Below are 23,150 nucleotides of genomic sequence, written 5' to 3'. Positions count from 1 at the left end.
AATAGCATTCCTGAAACTGTCTTTGAAATATAAACTTATTGAATTTAATGTCGGTTTAGCCAATATTCCTTAACTTTTGTATTCATCATGTAGCCCTATTCCGTTTATAATCTGCTCTTTGTATTTCAATATTCGTCCAATTCTAGTTTGCGATTGCTTGGGTTGTGAAAAGTGAATGATATAACCTCTTCGCCTACCTGGTGTCAAGTCGTAAAATGCTTTCTTGAATGCAGGTTCTTGTTCAAATACTTCAAGTAGTTCATCAGGTATTGGTTCTGGGTTTTTCTTGAATTCTACTTTTTTCCCGCTTTCCTCAATGGCTACTGCCTCCAAAATGTATGATTTCAAAATAGCTTTAACTTTTTGGATGTCTTCTGTATTTGTGAATTTTATAATTCTGGCCGACTGTATATTCCCTTGTTGTTGGAGTATTTTGTACTTGTCAGCCAATAATACTCCTTTGAAAAAACCAATAGTTGCGGATTCTTTTAATGCACCGACTGAAACAATGTTTTTCCCATTATGAGTATACACTGGTGCTCCCCACTTTATTTCTTCAGTTAACCCGGTTGCTAAAACTATTTGTCTTAGCGATTCTAATTCTTTACGCCAATTATTGACTTTACATTGGGGTGTTGCGCCATATTTACAACGCATGCAGCCGTCAAGCAAATATTTGTCAACATGGGGGTTAAATTCAAATTTCATCATTAGCTTTTGTTAGTTTTCTGTCTGCTGGTCTAAAATACCATGACACTATAGTTAAAACAAGCAATAGGGCAGGACCAAAATATTCCACCAATTCATCTCTGACAGCAAGATGTGTGAAAATTGCCCCCGACATCAAAAAGAAAAATCCTGCATAAGCCCATTCTTTAATTAATGGCATTTTAGGAGCCAGAACTGCAATTACACCCAATATTTTCCAGACACCTATAATTGTCAGGAAATAATCAGGGTAGCCTAAGGTATTCATTTTTTGAACTTCCTCTTCCAATTGGACGAGTTGAACTATTCCTGTAGAAATCATTCCCAAACAGAGCCAAATGGTTGCTACCCAATAAGTGATTTTCTCTCTTTTTTTCATGGCATGTTATTTTAATTTACTTATAATTTTTTCGAGTTGGTTATGAGCCATATTGATGCCTTGTGCAAAAGGGAGTTTGAGCATTTTGTCTCTGTCTTCCACAGATTTAAAAATGATTTTCTTTTTTTGTATTCATTATATTTCTTTAATATAAATTATGGTAAAAGTGGATTTTTAAAAATGGTCTTGAGAATTTATGCAATTAGATGTGAACAGTAAGGAGATATCAAAGCTGATTTATGTGCTCCTTAAAGGATTGATTGTAACGCCGTGGTTCAGTCCTAAATTTAAGCATTTCACTCACTAATTTTTCTATTAAGATAGGGGTAAATGGCTTTTCAGTTTTCTTAATTAAAAAGCAAAACCAAAATCTTATCTTGTGGGGGAATATAAAGGAATCTCATGCAGGCTTTAGATCAAAAGGTTTTCACTGACATACTCCAAGGAGATGTAGCTGCATTTGAAATATTGTTCAAAAGCCATTATTCAGCACTCTGCCGTTTTGCGTATCAATATCTTTCCGATAAGGATGCCGCGGAAGAAGTCGTTCAATCTGCTTTTATTGGGTTTTGGGAAAAAAAGGAAAGCATTCAAATAGATGCTTCCTTAAAATCCTATTTGTATAGTTCAGTACGCAATGCTTGTCTCAATGAACTCAAGCGACTCAAAGTGAGACAAGTACATGCTGAAGCTGTGGTAGCAGATGGAGAACGATATACACATGCTGCTGATCACCAGGCAATCAAAAATGAACTTGAATCCAAGATTCAAGAGGCCATAGAAGCTTTGCCCGACCAATGCAAGCTGATCTTCAGAATGAGTAGGTTTGAGGATCTTAAGTACCAGGAAATTGCAGATGCTTTACAGATTTCCATCAAAACAGTCGAAAACCAAATGGGAAAAGCCCTAAAATTGATGCGTTTAAAATTGAAAGACTATTTACCTTTCATAGTAATCTTTTCTGCACAGCTGTTAAAACTATGAGTCAGGAACCAGAACATATAGAAATATTGATCGGAAAGTTCCTGGTTGGTGAAGCCTCAGAAGAGGAAATGAGGGAGCTCAAGGAATGGACTGCCCAATCCTATGAAAACCAAAAATACTTGGAGGATGCACAACTGATTTTTGAAAAAGCTCAACTGTCAGACATGCCAGAGTTTGATGCTGATAAAGCTTGGAAAAAAATTGGATTGGATGTAGAGACCTCTAAAAGAACCATTTCTTTGTTTCCGGTGGTTTGGAAAATAGCTGCTGGACTGATACTGCTTCTGGGCCTTTCTTACTTATTTTATATACAAAAGCTTCCTCGCCAGGAAATTTTGATGTTGAGTGAAAATGAGGTGGTTACAGAGATTTTACCCGACCTTACGGAGATTTCTCTTAACCAACGGTCCGAAGTCCAGGTGGACTACCATCCCCGTAAAAAAACCGGTACCATCCATCTGATTGGGGAAGCTTTGATCAGTATACCAGAAGAAAAAAAAGTCAATTGGACCGTGAAGGCTGCCGGCTTATTGATAGAAGACATCGGCACGGTATTCCAGGTGAAGGCATACCCTGATCAACCCATGGTTGAGGTGAGTGTCAAGGAAGGTATCGTCCGCTTTTATGCGGAAAACCAAGAAGGGATTATGCTCAAAGCAGGGGAAATGGGAAGCTATGATCCTGCTACTGAGTTGTTTAGCAAGACTATCGCAGATGCCAATGTGGCGGCTTTCAAGACCAGAATTCTTGATTTCCATGAGGAGGAACTTCATCAGGTAGTTAAAAGACTGGAGTCTGTCTATGGCAAACGCATTGTTTTAGGTGGAAATATTGCTTCCTGCAGACTGACGGTTTCATTTGACAACGAAACGTTGGAAACGGTGCTTTCGATCATAGCCGAAACCTTGGGCGTTGAGGTCATAGATGAAGGAAATATGATCAGGTTTAGTGGAGATGGTTGCCAATAGAAGGATGTTGACGGACCAATGGAAGGGTATTCACCGCATGGTAGGTTTGATTTTGTTTTTCAGTATCCTGTCTCCCTTGAAAGCACAGGAGCTGCCTATTTTGGAAAAAAAGATCAGCATTACCTCAGAGAATGAATCTCTGGAAAACTTACTGAAGCGTTTGTCCCAAAAAGTAGGCTGTGTTTTTTCCTACAGTTCTTCCGTGATCGATGTCAAGAGAACTTATAGTGGCACCTTTAACGATCAGCCTTTGCGGGCAATTTTGGAAGAGGTATTTGCAGGTGGGGTAGAAGCCAAACAAAAAGGGGTTTATGTCATTCTCAGCCCCCGTCAAATATCCAAGAAGGAATTGGTGGTGAGCGGCTATGTGGTAGATGAAAACACAGGAAAGGCCATCAGGGATGCCACCGTCTATGATCCGATCACCCTCAAATCCTCCATTACAGATGAATTTGGTTATTTTCAACTGGCAATAAAAAACCCCAACTTGGACAGTGTTCGCCTGGTGGTCAACAAGAAGGATTATGGGGATACCCTTCTGGTCAATGATCAGTTGAATCCATTTCAAAAAGTCCTGCTAAAAACCAGTGAGGTAGATCTCGAAGGGGTGGGAAAGAGCCTCGCGAAGCCCATGAAAGACGCCTGGCAATGGACAAAAAAATCCATGGGATCCACCAACTTGGAGAATGTGAGTGATACCCTCTACAGGAAAGTCCAGGTTTCTCTTGTGCCTTTTATTGGAACCAACCGCAAACTGTCCGGCAATGTGATCAACGATTACTCATTCAATGTTTGGGGAGGTTTTTCTGCAGGTACCAATAAAGTGGAATTGGGTGGCTTGTTCAATACCAACAAAGGAGATGTGAAATTCCTGCAAATGGCAGGATTATTCAACCTGGTAGGAGGGGCCATGCAAGGCGTGCAGATGGCTGGTCTTACCAATGTGGTCCTGGATGATACCAGGGCTGTTCAGATGGGTGGCCTGGGCAACTTTACCTCTGGATCCTTGCAAGGTGTGCAATTGGGTGGGGTATTGAATCTTGCCACCAAGGAAGTAAAGGGAGCACAGTTGGGAGGTGTGGCAAATTACGCCCATTCCGATCTCAGCGGTGTACAGGTGGCTGGCATCCTGAACATAGGCAACAGGATAAAAGGTTCTCAAATCGGACTGTTCAATTATGCAGATAGCATTAGCGGTGTGTCTATAGGCCTCCTGAGTATTGTCAGGAAAGGTTACCGACAGGTGGAAGTAGGGGCTGATGAAGTTTTGCCCTTGAATTTTGCATTCAGGACAGGTACGAGGAATTTCTACAACATCCTATCTGCCGGATTCAGGCCTGATTTTACAGATTCGGTGACTTGGGCATTTGGCTATGGGGTAGGTGCCGCACCCAGGTTGGGGAAGAAGGTATTCATGAACATTGAACTGAGCAGTTCCCAGATGAACCTTGCCAATGTAGCGGCACTCAATCTGATCAACAGGGCATACATAGGGCTTGAGTACCAATTCAGCAAGAACATCGGCATTTATTTTGGGCCTAGCCTCAACTGGCGGCTTTATGATACCGGATTCCAGCATCATCCCGACATGTTCACATACGCCAATCCAAGGATTCAGAATGAAAACAGTCCTGGAGAAGGAAGTTTTGCCAGCCAAATGTGGTTTGGAGGAAGGGCTGGGTTGCGGATTTATTAAATACCTGCTTTTTAGGGTTTTAGGGTATGGGGAATTAGGACAGAGAATCGGTTAACTGAAAGTAAAACCTGTTTTGAGGACGACTTTTAGACTTTCATTGTATGTCGAAGGTAATTGGCTTCCAATTCAAAGTTGTTAGGAGAGTTACTTCCTCAAGAACTATTTCTTATATAACCGGGGGGGGGTGCGGTATAGGCCATACCATCCAATAACCTTAAAGGTTGGTTTTTCTTTTTAGGATTTTGAAAATTCTGTTTAAAATAAAAGAGGGGGTTGAACGGTAGATATTTTTTTTTTTTGAAGTAATAGCAGGTTATACAAAAAAAAATGTAAATGAAGTACTCCCTTTAATACCCACTGCGGATTTAAGGATTTTACGTAGGGCTTGCTGAAAAAGTCTCAGGTATGCCAGATTCAAAGCGGGCGAATGAAGATGTATGCTTATACTTCGAGTGAGCCCAATGAAGAACCTGTCAAGTAGCCAGGCAGGGATGGTATGCCTGAGGCTAGCCTTAAAATTTCGATTTTTAAAATTTTAAGGAGCACGGAAATCAAGCTATAACATTGAATAAGCGTGCACCTGCTTAAAAAGAAAATACCTGACAAACGGGGTATTCATCAAAATTTAAAGCATTTATTCTTCAGTTGGCGTTTTTCAGCACGCCCTACTTAAATGCTGGCAATAGGTGGTCCCATATCAAATTAAGTTCAGCTTGCATATTGGGAATATCTGCTGTGGTAACAATTACCGCATTTTTCTCCGGAAGCACCAAAATAAACTGTCCGTTGCGGCCATCTGCCCTATAGGAGTTGTGCCGGCTACGCCAAAGCTGATAGCCATATCCCTGCAGCCAGTCAGAGTCATTTGCCTTGACCTTGAGGTCTTCCTTTTTAACTCCAGCCGGAAGAGAAGGTACCTTTGCCGAAGAAGCCTCGTTAATCCAACTTTCAGATAATAGCTGCACTCCGTTCCACTTCCCCTTTTGTAGGTAAAACTGCCCTATTTTAGCCATATCCTCTGTTTTTACATTCAGTCCCCAACCACCAATCTGGATTCCCTGCGGACTCTCATCCCAAGTTGCTCCTACTATTCCCAAGGGTCTGAAAAGACGTGGCTGTAGAAAATCTAAAATCCTCTCTCCTGAAACTTTTGTTAGTATGGCTGAAAGCATGTATGTAGCCAAACTGTTGTATACATAGGAAGTACCTGGTGGATGCTCTAATGGAAATGCGAGAAATCCTTCCACCCAATCAAGCCCCTCGGTTTCCCTCAGTACACCCGTTGGATCCACATCGTGACCTACTGTCATTGTTAATAGATGGCGGATTTCTAACGCTTGAAGATGGTCACTTATCTCGTTAGGAAGTTTATCAGGAAAAAAAGAAATGACCTTATCAGTCACTTTTAAAAGATCTTCCTGAACAGCAAAGCCAATCGCTGTTGCAGTGAATGTCTTGCTAACTGAATACATGGTGTGGGTTTTGTTGGCTGCATTTTCACCAAACCATTCCTCAAAGACAACCTTTCCATTTCTCAAGATCATCAAGCTGTGGAGGTCTTGTTCATTCTTGTTAACAGCATTTAGGTATTCAACAATCGCTTGTGAATTAAAGTTTTCCTCTTCAGGATCGCTACGGGGAAGTGCTTTAGATAAGGTGATAAAGTTGACTAATTCGACCCCCTTATTTGAGATGGCTTCCTTTACCTTTTGACTCGTCCATAGATCCGTAACACCCTGTCGATCTTCAGCGACATTCTCATATCCGTAATGACCAACACCTTGCATTTCTACATTATCATAGGATGGGTGGTCTACAAACATATAGGATTTTCCGGCTTCAAGGTTATCCAACATTCGGATAAAGGATGCTTCCTTCTCCGAAAACGTTCCCTTAGCACCATCATAGGAGACCCCAATAATTCCCAATGGCTGCATGACTTCTCTATTCATCACAGGAAGGTCATATTCGGCAGAGAGTTTCAATACCATTTGAGCTACATCAGGATGGAAACTAGTAGATCCCATATGCCCTGAGAGGTGGCTGACCTGCGGAACATTCCTCAAGGCAAGTTCTATTTGGGCCCGGAATTCCTGTTCTATTTCATTGAGTTTCCATTGATTCTCAATAACTGCAAGTCCAGGATAATTTTCATTAGGTCCCATCATTGGAAAAAAATAGCCGTTGTCATCTGTTAAAGAAGGGCAATGGGTCAATGGTCTCCATTTGATGCCATCCCATTCACTGGTGATGACCAAATGCAGCCCCACATCAATACCGGTGTTTTCCTCCAACATTTTTGCTGCTTCGGGAAACCAAGGTGTCACCACCATCAACTCAATAGAAGTTTCTATACCGTTAACATAGGTGTCTATACTTGCCAAGTTCGCTGAACGGGAAGAACCCATGTCATCTCCCCTTACGATCAGTTTAGGAGCTTGCTGGGCGTAAGAAAAAAGGGAAATGAGGATAAAAAATAGGGTCAGTGCAGATTTTTTCAGCTTGGGCATGGTTTTGTCTTTAGAAGTAGAAAAGTACCAAATTTATGCCTATAGATCACTCTGTTTTTTTATGTTTTATTCCTCTAATTGAAGTATTTGTGTTTTTTTGTAACCATAAAGTGCTAAAGGCAATAGCAAACTTAAATGAGATGCAAAGTCAGTGGCAAACTGGCAGCTGATGAAACTTCCCTTTGCATAAATTGAATATATTGCCAATGATGTCGGGAAGGCGATTTTGAAAATCATGTTTAGTCAGGAGAGAATTGAAATAATAAGGCTCAGACTGTATATTTTGAAAGTTATTGGTGAGTTTCATTTTTATATGATATTTCAAATATTATCCACCGGAATCTATTTTAAGATTAAGGTCAACATAAATTTTTTGATAAATTTTTAATCCCCGCATAGGGGTGTCCGTCCACTTGCTTGTCATGATATTGAAACGAAACCAATATCATGATCACATTTAATAAATTTCTTATTCTATCAGCATGGCTGATCTTCTTTCCTTTGGTATCCGAAGCAAGCACTGCTTCACATTTGTTGATCCTAACATATTCAACAATTCAGCATGAAGGCGATTCGACGTCCAATACCCATTCTTCTAAAAGTACAACAAGGACTTGGTTGGAAGCCTTTCATCCAGAGGTAGCGGACACCATCAATGTCCCGATTCAGGTATCCTTTGTGCCTTTTATGGGGACCAATGGCCTGCAATCTGGCCAGGCCATCAATGATATATCCATTAATATTCTAGGTGGATACTCTGCTGGAACCAGGGCTTTTGAAATGGGAGGCCTTTTCAATATCAACCGGGGTGCGATGACAGGAGTCCAATTGGCAGGACTGTTCAATCAAGTAGGAGGTAATGTTGACGGAGTTCAGCTGGCCGGAGTTTTTAACTCCAACCTCAGTCATGTCAAAGGCGTGCAATTGGCCGGTACTGCAAATTTCACCATGGGATCTGTGGACGGGGTACAACTGGCAGGAGTGATGAACTTTTCCCCGAAAAGTGTCAAAGGCGTGCAGCTTGCCGGTACGCTCAACTTTACCGCAGGTGAAATGGAGGGTACCCAAATTTCAGGATTGGTCAACTTTGCTGCAAAAAGGATTAAAGGAACCCAAATTTCTCCAATCAACTATGCTTCCAAAGTACATGGCTTTCAGCTTGGGGTATTCAATTATGCAGACAGCATGAGCGGTGTGCCTGTGGGACTGATCAGCTTTGTCCGAAGCGGCTACCATACAGTAGAACTGAGCTACAATGAGGTGCTGCCTTTGAACATAGCCTTGAGAACAGGGAAGAGGGAATTTTACAACATTCTTTTTGCGGGCCTGCGGCCAGAGATCAGCGAGGATGTCACCTGGGCATTTGGTTATGGTATAGGAACTTCACCTAGGTTGGGCAACAGGTTATACCTGAATATCGAAGCCAGTTCAGAGCAATTGAACCGTGGCAATGTGGAAGCATTGAACTTGGTTAACAGGCTATTTATTGGCGTTGACTTCCAGGCCTCCAATAAAATGGGCTTGTTTGTCGGGCCCACTTTAAACTATAGGGTATACGATACAGCCTATAACGGACACCCTGAGCTGTTTACTTTTTTTGCGCCTCAAATTCACCGGGAAAGAACCCATGTAGAGGATCTGGCCAGCCAGCTTTGGTGGGGATTTAGGACCGGAGTCCGCTTTTTCTGACCACCGCCCTTCCAGCACGATTTATCCATTATTAAGCTTTAATTATGAATGGGAAACTATCGATTAACATATTGATCCTAATGGCCTTGTTGGTTACTTTCCAAGCTTCGGCCCAGACTTTGACCCAGACTGTTAGGGGAAAAGTAACCGATCACATCACCAAATCCCCTATTCCAGGGGCTACCGTCATGGTTTTGGGTTCCGATCCACTCATTGGCGCAGTCACGGATGGTTCCGGGGATTTCAGGATCACACAGGTTCCCGTCGGTACCCATACCTTGCGTATCGGCTTTATAGGATATAAAGATGTTATTCTCGCCCAGATTCAGGTCAATTCAGGAAAGGAAACTGTACTGACCATTGTACTGGAGGAGGAAATCAATCAAATGAACGAAGTAGTGGTTTCTGCTACCGAAAAAGAAAGAACCATTAACGATATGGTTACGGTCAGTGGAAGGACCTTTTCGGTGGAGGAAACCCGAAAATATGCCGCAGCCATCAATGACCCCGGAAGGATGGCCACTTCCTTTGCAGGTGTGGTGGGTGCTGATGACGGCAACAACAATATTTCCATCAGGGGAAATAACCCCAACGCCCTGCTGTGGAGAATGGAAGGCATCGATATCCCTAATCCAAACCATTTTGCAGCTGCAGGGGCTGCCGGAGGTGGGGTGGCTATACTCAGTGCTCAACTGTTAGATAATTCTGACTTTATTACCGGGGCTTTCCCAGCTGAATATGGCAATGCTCTTTCTGGTGTATTTGATCTTAATTTACGAAAGGGAAATAATGAAAAGCGGGAATTTACCGTGCAGGCAAGTTTGTTGGGAACTGACATAGCAGTAGAGGGACCTTTCTCGAAAAATTACAGAGGTTCCTACCTGATCAACTACCGTTATTCCACTTTGTCCATGCTGGCGGGTTTGGGTGTGCCTTTAGGGGATTTCGTAACCAATTTTCAGGACCTGTCCTTTAATTTTTTTCTACCAACAGGGAAGAAAAGTACGGTTACGGTTTTTGGATTTGGGGGATTGAGTGATCAGAACAGGAATGCCCTTCTGGACTCCCTGAGCTGGCAGACAGAATTTGATAGGATGAATTCAAACTTCTTTTCCAACACTGGGGCGCTTGGTATTAAGCATGCTTATATTCTGAATAAATCGAATTTTCTTCAAACTACTGTTTTGGCCTCAGGGAGCAGTATGGGGGATAAATACGGCCTACTAAACCGGGATTACATGAATGAAGAGCGGTTTTATTCGGAATTTGGGCAGTCCAAAATCACCTTCAGCTCAGTGCTCAATACCAAGATTTCCCCTAAGTCCAGCCTCAGGAGCGGGGTTTTTCTCAACCAGTTATATTACAATGTCCTTGAGCAGGGTTATGGGGGGAATGCTGGACAGATGCAGACCCACATTGATGCCAAAGGGAGTACACAAAGCGTGCAGGCCTTTTCCCAGCTCAATGTCCGGGCAAGCCAACGTCTCACTTTGAATTTTGGCGTACACTACCTGCAGCTGATCCTGAATAATTCTACAGCGGTAGAACCGAGATTTTCGGCTTCATATGCATTGGATGAAAAACAAAGGATCAACCTGGGCTATGGCCAACACAGTCAGGTGCAACCTTTGGGGACCTATTTTGCCCAAGTGGAAGTAGATGGAGTCATTACTTTTCCAAACAAAGACTTGAAACTTAGCAGGTCTCACCATTTGGTGTTGGGCTATGACCGCTCGCTCAATCCATACTTAAGGATGAAAATTGAAACTTACTATCAGCATTTGTATGACATCCCTGTCATACCAGGTGTCAATCAGACTACCTCTATACTCAACCAGGAATGGTCACTGATGACTGACCATTTGGTCAACACAGGTTTTGGCAAAAACTACGGGGCGGAATTTACCTTGGAGCATTTTACCTATCGGGACTTTTACTTTCTTTTATCCACCTCTTTTTACAGATCACAGTACAAGACAGAAGAGAACCTATGGCGAAACACCCGCTTCAATGGTAGGTACAATCTGGCCTTTACAGCAGGCAAAGAGTATCATTGGAAAAAGAACCGTTCCTTTGGAATCAACCTAAGGACCATTTATGGTGGAGGTTTATGGAATACCCCAATTGATTTGGAGGCATCCATTGTACAGGGCGGAACAGTATTGGTAGAATCCTTGGCTTTTACTAAGCAGAATCCTGCCTATTTCAGGACCGATGTACGTGTAAGTCTGAAAAGGAACCGGCCAAAGTCCACACGGACGGTGGCCTTGGATGTGCAAAATGCCACCAATAGGAAGAATGTGTTCGGTAGGTATTTCGAGCCGATGGATGGTAGTATCAACACGGTCTATCTGGTTCCCTTGATTCCAGTCCTGAGTTACAGGGTAGAGTTTTGATCGGGAGTATTTAGGGCTTGCTGAAAAAGTCTCAGGTATGCCAGATTCAAAGCGGGCGAATGAAGATGTATGCTTATACTTCGAGTGAGCCCAATGAAGAAGATGGTATGCCTGAGACTAGCCTTAAAATTTCGAATTTTGAAATTTTAAGGAGCACGGAAATCAAGCTATATCATTGAATAAGCGTGCACCTGCTTAAAAAGAAAATACTTGACAAACGGGGTATTCATCAAAATTTAAAGCATTTATTCTCCTGTTGGCGTTTTTCAGCACGCCCTATTTAAATTTTCCTGATTCTTAATTTGAGGCCCAAGAAACTAAGATGGTTGATGTCTGGCGAGGTGTGAGATGGGAAAGCTCCGATTTTATAATTCAAGTATTTACCAATAATCTATGCTTTGAGTTTTTTGAATAGTGAAACTTGCTTAGGGGTTAATTCCGGAAAATAAGTTATTCCCGTACCAATCGTGATGTAGAAAGACAAAATGAAGTGGGGACTTTTTCAAGACTCAAGACTTTAGGAATCTAGGTTTGATTGTTTTGTTCATTTATTTTATTTGTTCACGTAACGTGAACATGCTATATTTGTGAACATGAAGACCGGAGAAATAATTGAACTTGCCTTCCAAAACGTAATTCCTTTGCTACAAAGTGAAGGAAAATGGGAGCCGCATGCACAAAGAGAACTGGATGCCTTTATTACTTTACGGTTCCCTGAGGGAGAAATCCACTTCGATGCGGAAGTAAAACAGGAAGTTAGGGAGAATATCCTGCGAACTATACAGGATTTAAACAGGAGGTATCAAAATTTTCTCTTGGTGGCCTACAGAATCTACCCCAAATACCGTCAACTACTTCAGGAGATGGGAATCAATTATCTTGAAGCGAATGGCAACGCCTTTATCCGTAAAAACGGGAAATTGATCTTGATTGATAAGTTTCCTCCCATCAAAGAACAGCGTGAGGAGATCAACCGAGCTTATACCAAAACAGGCTTGCGGGTGTTTTTTCAATTATTGGTGGATGATAACAATTTGAATACCAATCAACGGGAGCTGGCCGAACAGGCCGGTGTTGCTCTGGGAAATATACCCTTGGTACTCAAAGGTCTCAAGGCAGCAGGATTGTTTGTGAATAAAAACAAGTTTGGTTATCAATGGACCAATAAGGAAGAGGCAATAGGTCAGTGGATCAATGGATATAGAACCAATCTCAAACCTACCTTATTTCAAGGGAAATATAGATTGCCTAAAGACAGGGACTGGAGGGAAATCCATCTACCAACTGAAAAAACCAGATGGGGAGGGGAACCTGGAGCGGATTTGTTGACCAATTACCTAAGACCTGAAAAGTTTATCTTATTCACAGATTTGAGAAAAAATGAATTTATAAAAGGTACCAGACTAATGCCTGATCCAAATGGTGAAATCGAGGTGTACGAAACCTTCTGGGAAACTGGAAATGAAAAAGAGGGATGTGCTCCACCGCTTTTGGTCTATGCAGATCTGATCATCAATGGGGATAAAAGAAGCCTTGATACAGCAAAATTAATCCATGAAACCTACCTCACAGAGTTATAAGGAATTGGGAATTCCATACTTCAAAGAAGTATTTGACGTGCTGGATGATACCTTCAAGTCAAAAGGTATACCCTATTACCTACTCGGAGCTACTGCAATCTCTTTGGAGCTGCTAAAGGACAATATCAGACCATCAAGAGGTACCATAGATATTGATTTTGCTATTATGCTCAGCTCTTATGCAGATTACCAGGGATTGATAAAGGATCTGTTAGGTTACAAGAACGGATTTTTCCAGTACTTGAGCAAAACATCAGTAATAATTTCAAATCGGCGATTGCGAAAGACTGGGCAGTAAAATTGGATCAATCATTAGATTACACTCTTTCTCTTCTACAATCATTCTTAAATGGAATCAAAGAAAAGCTTTAACTATTCTTGTTGCCAAATATGGTGTGTTTCTATTTACCGAAATTGGTGTAGTTCTATTTGATGATTTCATCCAAGGGGTCTTTATCTTCTTCTCCACCATGCGTCCCTTTGGGGTTGAAATCATCCGCATTTCCTATAAAAAAACATTGCCACCCCATGTAGATACCGGAAGGTTCACTGACTACATTGAAGTCATCATTTATCTGATCCGATTAAGAACCTGTCAAGGCTTTTTCTATGACAGCTTCAAGGGCAGCTTCGTTGGTTTTACTTGTTTTCATGCTGAATCGTTTTTTTAAACTGAAGTCCTTGCTGGCTTAGTCGGTACTTTTGTTTTGAACTTGTCGGTTTTTGCGGAATTGTCCATTCTACCCAGCCCTTAGTCATGGCAGGTTTTAAATAATTGTCCATGAAATTGTCTCTGTGTTTCAACTGGAGAGCCTCCATTAATTGATCCCGGCTTTTTTCTCCTTCCAGAACCAAGACTACTCTTTCTGGTTCTGATAAATTATTTAAATGAGTGACCTGCCCGGTGACTTGCCCGGTGACTTGCCCGGTGACTTGCCCGGTAACTTGTCCGGTATCATGTGCGGTGCTTGCAGAAGGGCGCCAAATCGTAACCAAAAATGTTTTTTTATCTTCGAAATCTGGAGCCTTAAGTCCTCTTTCGGCTGACAAGGCATACATTTCAGGAATCCCTGTACCAAAGCGTTCAATGGCACCTGTGAGAAACATGCAATTGGCCAAGGATGGATTAAAAGGATAAGAACTGTGTGGATCTTTTAGCTGGGAAATGTCCAACTCCTTTGGTAAGGAGCCTGGATTGGAGATCTCTATTCGGTCTTTGAAAATTGAAACCTGAATGCTGCCTTTGCTGTAATAATCTCGATGCGCTATGGCATTGATGATGCCTTCAGCAATTACTGCTCGTGGAACTTCATACGTAGTGTCTACCAGATTGGACTTACTTCTGTCACCAGTGGACAGGCTGATTTTGGAAAGTACGAAGTCAATAGCATCATCTGCCATTTGAAATACCGTACCTCCGAATTCCTTATAATCTGGAATTGGCTTAGTGACATTAGTGCCATGGAAATGTGCACACTTGACTGTGGCTGATGGAAAGTACATCTGGGGATTTTTACCAAAAGCCAGTATGGCACTGTTGGTCAGCAGACCTTGCTTCAACAAGTTTAAGTGTGATAGGATTTTTTCTTTTGAGTCTGTTTCTTTGAGAGGAAAGTTACGCTTGGCCCTTGCTTCCCTCACAAAGGTCATCAGTCCCTCTTTCGAAATATCACCTAGGCTGGCCTTGCTAAGCGTATTGCCGTCAAATTCATCTGTGTCTATTTTTCCGATTTGCTTAAGGTAAAGGATGGCTGAACGGTAGATTTCCTTTTTGAGATCATCCAATGCCTCAAAGCGTTTTCTGGAAACCTTGTTCCCAACTTTATCGATAAACTTAAGCTGCTTGGGATGACGATTCGAGGCTTGCGTACCTTGGATAAAAACCCAACAAGGTTTAAAGTTTTCCTGTGCAGCATTGAATTCTCGTTCAGTAGGGGAAATACCCTCTGCATCTTCAAATCCATACTCAGCCCCCAATATTCCCAAGTAAATATCAGCCTTTTTAACTTCAGAGAGGTAAACTTTTCCAGGGCTATCACCTGTAGCTGCTACCTCCTCAAACAAAAAGACATCAAAAAACAGCCTCAACAAATCATCCTCACGAACATAGGATGCTACAGCTTGCCTGAGAGCTGCAAACTCTTTTTGAACACTTGATATGAAGATGGTTTCTTTTGGCATTTGATTTTATTTGCTAAGGAGTTTCTGTTAAAAAAAATACAAATTATTGATTTCCTCGTTTGTATTTTGATTTATGATCAAATTTTAACCAACCTTTCCAGTTGGTATGTATTAGAGCTTCAACATCTAAAATATCCAAAACATGGATAAATAAATATAACTCAAGCTTTTTGGATAAATCATAGGCTTGTCCTGATGAAATAGTTTCAGGTAACTTTCCACTATGCATCAGTTCATCTCTGATGGTTTTTAATTCTTTCAAGTCAAGGGAAACATCCCAATTATTTCGTAAAAAATGGTTGTTGATTTTTCTTTTAAAAATCTCATCCCATGCTGTTATTTTTGAGATACTATCCAGAATATTGGATTTTTGAGATTCATTAAAAGCAGTAGAATTATTTTCAAAATGTTCTTTTGATATTCCTTTCAACTCAAGTTTAAGTGACTTTAGGTTGTCACACAAAACCTCCCAAGTATTTTCTTTATTTGTCTTTTCTCTTAGCCTTTCACTTCCAAGTCTTTCTAGAGAAATAATTAAAGTTGTTAATTTCAACTCTATAAGTTTAGTGGATGATGCGATCGCTAATGTATGTCCAATATCATTGATGCTTTCAAAATCAAATGTATTTAGTTGATCCAGTTTTAATAGTCCCTGATTAAAATACTTTAAATAGTCGCTTTTTCTTTCTAACATTTTATAATCTCCTCCAAAAAATTCTCCAGAAGTATATTTATTTAAATACACCAGTTGGGTATCATTTATTGTTAAGGCTCTATAGAAAGCTTGGCCGCAGATCAAAGGTCTAATCAAAATGCACAGCTTTCTTAACAGATCATTTGCAGTATCAATAGCTATATTATCACCCTCTAATACTACTTCATTTCCTTCTAAAATAGCTCCTGTTAAGATTTGAGTCCTTCTTGCTGTTGATTTAGAATGTTTAGTGGTTTGAATAATTATCTTAATTCCTTCATGTTCGCAATCAAGGGAAAAGGGAATATATACTCCTATTAACTTTGTTGATACTTTTTGTATGGATCCTATTTCACCGATTGTTAAGGTATGGCATAATGCTACAACATCATTGTTAATTGATTGAAAATCATGTGCAATTTGTCCTTTACATGACTGTCCATTTTCCAATTCACCAGAAAATTCAGCCCATTCAAAATCGCCAGATTTGAATTTCGATGTATTAAACCAAATTAATACCCCAGTAGGAAAACATAAAAGCTCAAAGGAAATATTTTCAGATATCTTGTCTTTTGCCAATACACCTGACCCCTTGAATTTTTTAAATTTAGAGGTACCAAGAATTGATTCGGGAATGATATGTATGGATTTGTTAAACATTCTATAACCTTAATCTTTCTAAAATAGGAGGGGAGATATTCCGGATCCTTTGGTTCTCAATGGGGGAGGGGATTTATCAAATCCAGAAAAAGCAAATGCCTGAAATGATCCTGAAAACCCAAAGCCAGACCTTCTAAGCTTAGGTCCGGAGAAAACCAGTTCCAAAGTAAATTAACTTCCGTGCAGCGAATCGCCTGAAGCCCTCTTTTCACAACTGCATATTCAATAAAAACCTTTAAAAATTACCTGGAATTTAAGACAGTACCTCGATTGGCGGTAGTTTTCATCTGTCGTCAGGTGTTACTATCTTCATATTTATTAGTTCGTCCAAGGTCTGGTTTCCCACAATTTGCAAAACAGGATTTTTTCTCCGTTCTAACCAATCCTTGTGAGCTTTTAAGGTTCTGTTAGCAAGTCCTGTAGTATTGTCGTAATCTTTTGCCCAAGCAATAAATTCATTAAACTGCTTTACTCTATTTTCATCAGTATAGATAACGTCTCCGTACCTCTCCAATTCCCGTTTTTTAAGCCGTTCAATTCTAATCTCTTGTGGTAGATACAAGAATACTATCAAGTCAAAATCAGGAAATAAATTATCTCCCCACTGAATAATTGAGCCGCCTAATATCCAATTTTCAGTTTCACTCAAGTCCTTGGAAATAAGTTGGTTTCTTTCGTTTGGGTCTCGTCTTTGAGTGAAAGGTGGCTCTGTCTTTATCCAAAAATAGTCATCACTGTCAAAATATTCTATGCCTAATTTGTCAGCTAATAACTTTCCTAACGTTGTTACTCCACTTCCTGATGCCCCAAATATATGTAGTTTCATTGTTTGCTGTGTCCTCTTAAAATTACCGCCAACAATTACTTTCCACAATAGCGGATAGCATTCCATTTCGGCATGTTTTAATAATATCATCTAAACTCACATTTCCCCAAACCTACCCATTCCCCCTCGCCCAAATAATACCCCATACAAGGTAATTTTACCAATCCTTTTAATAAAAAGAACTCCTGGAAGGAGTTCTTTAAGGGTAATTCAAACTTCTGCTACTATCAATTTTAGGAGGGGTACTCTACTTTCTTATTCCAAAATAATCCGCACGATTTTACAGGGACTAATTATAAACTACTAAAAATAAATTATATCTACCAAAAATCAAGGTTATTAACGGTTTTTTCATTTCTAATGGATATTCCGGCTGATAACCTGTCCCGAGCATCGGGATTGACCCCCAAAAATAGAAGGGGAGATATTCCGGATCTTTTGGTTCTCAATGGGGGAGGGGATTTATCAAATCCAGAAAATTAAAAGCTCGGAATGATCCAGGAAAGCCAATGTCAGATCTTGTAAGCTTAGCACCTAAGAATACCAGTCTTACAGTAGATGAACTTCCCTGCAACGAATCGCCTGAAGCCCTCTTTTCACTATTTTAATCTCAATAAAAACCTTTAAAAATTACTTGGAATTTAAGAAAGTGCCTCGATTACCTGCCGTTTTTTTTCGGTTTTTTCAATACCCTATAGTTGCAAGCTTTGTTTTCTTCGAATTCAATCCTATGCTCGGAAAGAAGTTGAACAATTATTTTTCTTGTTTCATTTTCGTCCAGACCAAATTTTTCTCCAAGGTCAATTTCATTTAATTGACCATCATTCTCTATTAAAGCGTTGTGATATCTATCTTTATTTTCCATAACTCATTTGTTTTTTAACTGCTATCATCATATGTGGACTAAAAGGTAATAGATAACTGTCGTTTTCTGTAACTTGTATAAGTTCTAATAATGTTTTCTGTTTTTTGTCATCCATCATATTGGTAAAGTAATCTTTGTCCAACCAAGCCATACCTTCAACAGCGTAAGTATTAAGATGGGTTAACTCTTGATTTAAAAACTCGTTTTTTAACTGTTCAGGTTTATGGTAATATGCCTCAGCCAAAAGCCAAGGAAAATCATCTGGTGGATTATGAATTCCCGTTGTTAATTCCTCCCTGCACATTTCAAAAAATGGTCTTTTGTGAATTAGACCATTTAGAAGACCTACTAAAGTTGATGCAGTATAGTTAATTGCAAAACCCAAAATAATTCCGTTATTTTTTAGGACTCTTTTTGCTTCGCAAATGGTTAAATCTCTGTCTTCCTTTTTTTGAAGATGGTAAAGAGGTCCGTGTAAAATTATAAGGTCTGCAAAATTATTAGGGAATTCCAATTTTCGTGATTCACCAAAGTGAACAGAAAACTTATTTTTCAATTTATTAGTCCTGTTTTGAGCCAATTTAATATGTTTGGCAACTGGTTCTACCAAATGAACCTGATGCCCTTTTTCGGCAAGCCATTTAGAATATTTTCCCGTTCCACCACCAATATCAATTATTGTTGAAGATGAAGAAGGAATATATTTTTCTATGAGCGTTTTAATTCTTTCAAATTCAAATACTCCCATTCCTTTATCAAGTCTGGTTTCTTCTGACACTTTATTGTAAAACACTTCGATGTTTCTGCTTATTAACTGTTTACTATTCATTTTTAATCACTGAATTATCATCACGATCTGAAATGCAGAGCAGTTTGTACCGTGATAAAGCAATCGATTTACAATCAATCGCTATTGTTTAAAATTTGATGAAATAACTGGATATGATTATCTGTGCATTAAAAAATCGGATGATTTCTATGCGTTAAATACTCGTTTTGTTGAGTTTATCCTTTTGAGAAGGACACAGATAATATGTTATTTTAGTAAAACAGAATGTAAAGATAGAAATTTTTGAATAATGCTATACGAGATTGTGGTTTTAATTGCAGGTAACATTATGCTTTCCGTTATTACAATAGAAATCTCCCATCCCCAAACTTACCCATTTCCCCTCACCCATAAAATACCCTGTACAGGGTAATTTTACCATAAACTGACTTAAAATTGTTAAAATATTTGGCATTATAGAATAAAAGTGGAAGAATTGAGAATTTCTTATTAGAAATACAATCAAAAAGTATCCGGATCTTTGCAAGTTTAACCTTAAGAACCAAACCCTCAACTTTACTTTTAACTGTAAATTGAAACTTTGGAGGGCGGGAACGAATTCCGACCGGGCCGGCGAAGGCCTTGAGCGTGGATAGAGCCTGTCCCGATTTTTTTCGGGAATTCGGAATTCTTGATCTTTTTGTTACTTTTTGCATCAAGGCAAAAAGTATAAGACCAATCTCCTACCATTACTCCACTCCAATAAAATACCCCATACAAGGTAATTTTACCAGTCCCTTTCAATAAAAAGAACTCCCCGGAAGGAGTTCTTAAAGGGTAATTCAAACTACTGCAACTTTTAATTTTAGGTGGAGTATTCTACTTTCTTATTCCAAAATAATCCTCACGATTTTACAGGGACTGATCATTAACTACTAAAAGTAAATTATATCTACCAAAAATCAAGGTTGTTAATGGGATTTTTATTTCATTGAATATTCTGGCCGATTTTGACCCCCAAAAATAGGAGGGGAGATATTCCGGATCCTTTGGTTCTCAATAGGGGATTTACCTAATCCAGAAAAAGTAAATGCCTTAAATGATCCAGGAAATCCAAAGCCAGACCCTGTAAGCTTAAAACCGGAGAAAATCAGTCCTACAGTAGATGAACTTTCCTCCAACGAATCGCCTGAATCCCTCTTATCGCTATTGTAAATTTAATAAAAGCCTTTAGAAATTACTTGGAATTTAAGACAGTACCTCGATTGTACCTTCGTTGTTCCTTTTCGTTCTGCTTTTCAGTTAGCGTTGGGAAAAACATACTCTTTGCCAAGTTTTGGTTTGTGTGTTGGCTGGCGCAACTTGGCAATCCCGATGGGTCGGAACAAGTTGTGCATGGCTTTAGCGGAGGCATTCTGTGCAATATGTTCAATTATTGTGGAATTGTGCCTATGCCCTGCACGGACAGATGGAAATCGATAACAACCTTGTGGAAAATTCAGTTCGCCGCCTGGCAATTGGACGAAAGGCCTACCTTTTTGCCGGATCCCATCAGGCAGGCAAAATGACCCCTGCCATGTACTCCTTCATGGCAAGCTACAAAAAGAATAAAATCAACGAGTTCGATTGGCTAAAGTATGTGTTCGAAAGAATTCAGTCACATAAGCAAAAAGACCTTTATCAACTTCTGCCTTCAAACTGGGAAGAATACCGTCCCAAATAAAATCAATCCCATAAAAGATGGGGTTGGTCGGATGGATACTTTCATCTTGCAAACTCCTACAAATTGGCCGGTGATCAATTAATAGATATTGCACTTAAGAATGAAGCGCCATGGGATCTGTTTTGTCCAGCTGTATACAATTACCGACATGCAACAGAGTTATATTTAAAGTCTGTGTTTGGCTCGGCTAAGCAAACTCATAATCTAAAAACACTCTTCGAAAAATTTAAGAAAAGTTTCAAAGAAAAATACGATCAGGACTGTCCCGATTGGTTTACAAATATTATCTTGACTTTCGACACGTTTGATCCTTATGGCACAATTTTCCGTTATGGCGGAGATATAAATTCAGACCAAGTATTCATCGATTTTATCCAAATGAAAACTTTAATGGGATGGTTGGCCGAATCATTTCAAAACATCCGGAGACATCAAGGTCTTCCGGATGTTTGAGATAGATATTATTGTTCCTGATAATCTAAAGCCTGCTGGATGAATCCCATAACTTTAGATACTTCTTCAATTGAGGCTACCCCTAATTCTACATCTCCGTTACCCCACCGTCCAAGATCCGTAACATCCTTACATATATTTTCAGGATCTATCAACTCACTAAAAGGCATATTTAAAGATAATCTAAGACGAGATTTTTGCGGAACAATGTCAACAAAATTTGTAGATGTTTTATAAGCGATATAAAGCTTTTTGAACTCTTCTTTGACAGAACCATCCAATTCCAGAATCCGCTTCCTCAACTCGTGAAAGACGATTAGCATTTCGCCAGACAGATATTCATAATCACTTATAGTATATTCATTTGCAACTCGCCTTTCTTGTTCAACATATCTTGTTAACACCTCTTCTGACAGGTTAGGATATTTCCAAACGTTAGTTGCGATTTCAGCTAATTGACCAGCTCTTTCCTGAATATGAATTTCATTCCATTCTTCCACCGTTCTTAGGTAATTATTCAAGTTAAGTGGCGATTGATTAAATCCACCTTCAATCGTTTTCTTTTTTTGAAACGGACGATCACTCAGTTCCGAATTGTAGCCTGTCAATGTCAGGTTGCCCAATGTATGCAACCAAGTATTTTGTATTTCTTTCCAGTTTTCACCCAGCATCTGCTGCCATTCGAGTTTGAGATTTTCATTCTGCGGAAGTATATGTTCTATAGTGTACTCACTGATAGGCACCCATTCTTTTCGCCGGTAATTTTCCACTCTGCTGAGGAAGTAAGTTTTTGATCGGAAATTATATAGATCTTTCACTTTAATTTCACGGATAAATTCACTGTCGTTCGGAAACCTCTTGTAACCGTTAAAGAGTTGCATCGTAGCAGAAAGGCTACCCAAATAATCCAATTTATTGACGGATTTATATAGTGTGAGAAAAGTTTTGTTCAGACTGTTGGTAGCAATTCCACAAATCGCTCTTCGAAAAACATAATTTTCCACTAATTGCAAGACAGCTAAAAAGCCTCTTTTATCGATCACTTGCTTGCTGTAATCATTATACACAGCCAGTAAGAATGGATAAGACACATCTACACGTAGTTCTTTCAAGTTTTTAAATGCTTTCAATAAGTCTGGATCCTTTTCTTTCAGCAATACCATGTTGGCATAATAAGAGGCGTACTCTGTGATATCCGCTACAATATCTTCTATCAACAATCCATTCGCATAGGATTTGAATGCATTGTAAACAAGATTAATATTTGGTATAACACCCGTCTTCGTAGAAAGGTAGTCCCGCATAAATCGATCGAAAAATGCTACATAATCGTTTCCATAGTTTTGTTCCATCGGGTACCAATACTTTTCATACAACCTCGTTTGGGTCTGGATCTCTTGTCCCATTAAGATATAATTACGAATAAGATCCGCTTGAGACAAATCTAAACCGGTGGAATTCATACTCTCGAAGATAAGCTGCGGATTATCTTTACCCTTTTCGAGCGTAACATCTACAGCAAACAACTTCATTATACCGTTATATAATGCATTGACGTTTTCTCTGTTAATGTTTTCCCTAAAAAATTGATAGTTTTCAAAAACCCGTTGAGAATATTTCTCCGGCAATGGAAGATCATTCAGAAGACTTAAATAAGTCTCTTTATCCTTTCTGGTTAGCAAAAGCTTATATCTTAACTCATTATCTTCGTCCGCATTCAAAAGGTAATAGTTTTTTAGCTTTGAAGCATTGGTTTCTATCTCTATTTCATTATTCTTTAGGAACTCCGATAATGCTAAAACAATTAAACTAACGGTGGTTACTCGCTGTTGTCCATCGATAATAAGCAATTGTGGCACATCCGTGGTATTATAAATGCTCTCCTGAAAATAAACAACGGATCCCACAAAATGACCTGAAACAGATTTATTATTTCCTGCTCGTAAAATATCATACAGTAATTGTTTACATTGTGATAATTGCCAGCTATACGTTCGCTGATAAATCGGGATTACAAATTGTTTTGGTCCTTTAAGGACGGTTAAAAGGTTTGTAGAGGTTGCTTTCAT

18 protein-coding genes are annotated in these 23,150 nt (G+C 39.6%); 9 read left to right on the top strand and 9 right to left on the bottom strand.

The window, feature by feature from the left end; genetic code table 11:
• Nucleotides 1–69 precede the first annotated feature (69 nt).
• Both EGN73_RS03660 and EGN73_RS03655 read right to left on the bottom strand, forming a co-directional pair.
• Nucleotides 70–711, bottom strand: coding sequence for a YdeI/OmpD-associated family protein (locus EGN73_RS03660; RefSeq protein ID WP_343207075.1), 642 nt, complete (start codon nucleotides 709–711; stop codon nucleotides 70–72).
• A complete protein-coding gene (locus EGN73_RS03655) occupies nucleotides 698–1,087 on the bottom strand; it encodes a DoxX family protein (protein WP_219287124.1) in 390 nt (129 codons plus the stop codon). Before EGN73_RS03655 ends, EGN73_RS03660 begins: the two co-directional genes overlap by 14 nt.
• 402 nt (nucleotides 1,088–1,489) lie before the next feature.
• On the opposite strand from EGN73_RS03655, the gene EGN73_RS03650 reads away from it, so the two are divergent.
• The 3 genes from EGN73_RS03650 to EGN73_RS03640 are packed head-to-tail and all read left to right on the top strand — an operon-like array spanning nucleotide 1,490 to nucleotide 4,735.
• On the top strand, nucleotides 1,490–2,071 hold the full coding sequence (locus tag EGN73_RS03650) for an RNA polymerase sigma-70 factor (RefSeq protein WP_219287123.1): 582 nt from the start codon (nucleotides 1,490–1,492) through the stop codon (nucleotides 2,069–2,071).
• Nucleotides 2,068–3,039 carry a FecR family protein gene (locus EGN73_RS03645; RefSeq protein ID WP_219287122.1) on the top strand — a complete coding sequence of 324 codons (972 nt, stop codon included), beginning with the start codon at nucleotides 2,068–2,070 and terminating at the stop codon, nucleotides 3,037–3,039. The genes EGN73_RS03650 and EGN73_RS03645 overlap by 4 nt, the downstream gene beginning before the upstream one ends.
• Entirely contained in the window at nucleotides 3,026–4,735 is a 1,710-nt protein-coding gene (locus tag EGN73_RS03640) for a carboxypeptidase-like regulatory domain-containing protein (RefSeq protein ID WP_246611461.1), read from the top strand. Before EGN73_RS03645 ends, EGN73_RS03640 begins: the two co-directional genes overlap by 14 nt.
• A 665-nt stretch (nucleotides 4,736–5,400) precedes the next feature.
• Here EGN73_RS03640 and EGN73_RS03635 read toward each other — a convergent pair.
• Nucleotides 5,401–7,245, bottom strand: a complete 1,845-nt coding sequence (locus tag EGN73_RS03635; RefSeq protein ID WP_219287121.1) for a serine hydrolase domain-containing protein — start codon at nucleotides 7,243–7,245, stop codon at nucleotides 5,401–5,403.
• A 447-nt stretch (nucleotides 7,246–7,692) separates the two neighbouring features.
• Between EGN73_RS03635 and EGN73_RS03630 the strand changes: the two genes are divergently transcribed.
• The 4 genes from EGN73_RS03630 (at nucleotide 7,693) to EGN73_RS03615 (ending at nucleotide 13,208) form a co-directional block, all read left to right on the top strand.
• Nucleotides 7,693–8,934, top strand: coding sequence for a hypothetical protein (locus tag EGN73_RS03630; protein WP_219287120.1), 1,242 nt, complete (start codon nucleotides 7,693–7,695; stop codon nucleotides 8,932–8,934).
• Between the two features lie 44 nt (nucleotides 8,935–8,978).
• On the top strand, nucleotides 8,979–11,330 hold the full coding sequence (locus EGN73_RS03625; RefSeq protein ID WP_219287119.1) for a TonB-dependent receptor: 2,352 nt from the start codon (nucleotides 8,979–8,981) through the stop codon (nucleotides 11,328–11,330).
• Nucleotides 11,331–11,923: 593 nt separating this feature from the next.
• Entirely contained in the window at nucleotides 11,924–12,910 is a 987-nt protein-coding gene (locus EGN73_RS03620) for a type IV toxin-antitoxin system AbiEi family antitoxin (RefSeq protein WP_219287118.1), read from the top strand.
• Complete coding sequence (locus EGN73_RS03615; RefSeq protein ID WP_219287117.1) at nucleotides 12,885–13,208, top strand: globin family protein; 324 nt, start codon at nucleotides 12,885–12,887, stop codon at nucleotides 13,206–13,208. The genes EGN73_RS03620 and EGN73_RS03615 overlap by 26 nt, the downstream gene beginning before the upstream one ends.
• 341 nt (nucleotides 13,209–13,549) lie before the next feature.
• On the opposite strand, the gene EGN73_RS03610 is transcribed toward EGN73_RS03615, so the two are convergent.
• The 5 genes from EGN73_RS03610 to EGN73_RS03590 all read right to left on the bottom strand — a co-directional run bounded on the left by EGN73_RS03610 (nucleotide 13,550) and on the right by EGN73_RS03590 (nucleotide 18,965).
• Nucleotides 13,550–15,091, bottom strand: coding sequence for a Fic family protein (locus tag EGN73_RS03610; protein ID WP_219287116.1), 1,542 nt, complete (start codon nucleotides 15,089–15,091; stop codon nucleotides 13,550–13,552).
• Between the two features lie 43 nt (nucleotides 15,092–15,134).
• Nucleotides 15,135–16,445, bottom strand: coding sequence for a hypothetical protein (locus EGN73_RS03605; RefSeq protein WP_219287115.1), 1,311 nt, complete (start codon nucleotides 16,443–16,445; stop codon nucleotides 15,135–15,137).
• 283 nt (nucleotides 16,446–16,728) lie between these two features.
• Complete coding sequence (locus EGN73_RS03600) at nucleotides 16,729–17,361, bottom strand: P-loop NTPase family protein (protein WP_219287114.1); 633 nt, start codon at nucleotides 17,359–17,361, stop codon at nucleotides 16,729–16,731.
• A 568-nt stretch (nucleotides 17,362–17,929) separates the two neighbouring features.
• Nucleotides 17,930–18,136: a hypothetical protein gene (locus EGN73_RS03595; RefSeq protein WP_219287113.1), complete on the bottom strand. Its 207-nt coding sequence runs from the start codon at nucleotides 18,134–18,136 to the stop codon at nucleotides 17,930–17,932.
• Nucleotides 18,126–18,965: a class I SAM-dependent methyltransferase gene (locus EGN73_RS03590; RefSeq protein WP_219287112.1), complete on the bottom strand. Its 840-nt coding sequence runs from the start codon at nucleotides 18,963–18,965 to the stop codon at nucleotides 18,126–18,128. The genes EGN73_RS03595 and EGN73_RS03590 overlap by 11 nt, the downstream gene beginning before the upstream one ends.
• A 1,375-nt stretch (nucleotides 18,966–20,340) precedes the next feature.
• Between EGN73_RS03590 and EGN73_RS03585 the strand changes: the two genes are divergently transcribed.
• On the top strand, nucleotides 20,341–20,628 hold the full coding sequence (locus tag EGN73_RS03585) for a transposase domain-containing protein (protein WP_246611460.1): 288 nt from the start codon (nucleotides 20,341–20,343) through the stop codon (nucleotides 20,626–20,628).
• Between the two features lie 63 nt (nucleotides 20,629–20,691).
• A complete protein-coding gene (locus tag EGN73_RS03580; protein WP_219287111.1) occupies nucleotides 20,692–21,081 on the top strand; it encodes a hypothetical protein in 390 nt (129 codons plus the stop codon).
• Between the two features lie 8 nt (nucleotides 21,082–21,089).
• On the opposite strand, the gene EGN73_RS03575 is transcribed toward EGN73_RS03580, so the two are convergent.
• Nucleotides 21,090–23,150, bottom strand: a complete 2,061-nt coding sequence (locus tag EGN73_RS03575) for a DUF262 and DUF1524 domain-containing protein (protein ID WP_219287110.1) — start codon at nucleotides 23,148–23,150, stop codon at nucleotides 21,090–21,092.

This window comes from Arthrospiribacter ruber (genome assembly GCF_019343195.1).
Taxonomy (GTDB): Bacteria; Bacteroidota; Bacteroidia; order Cytophagales; family Cyclobacteriaceae; genus Arthrospiribacter; species Arthrospiribacter ruber.
This window is presented reverse-complemented; position numbering and strand designations above follow the sequence as displayed.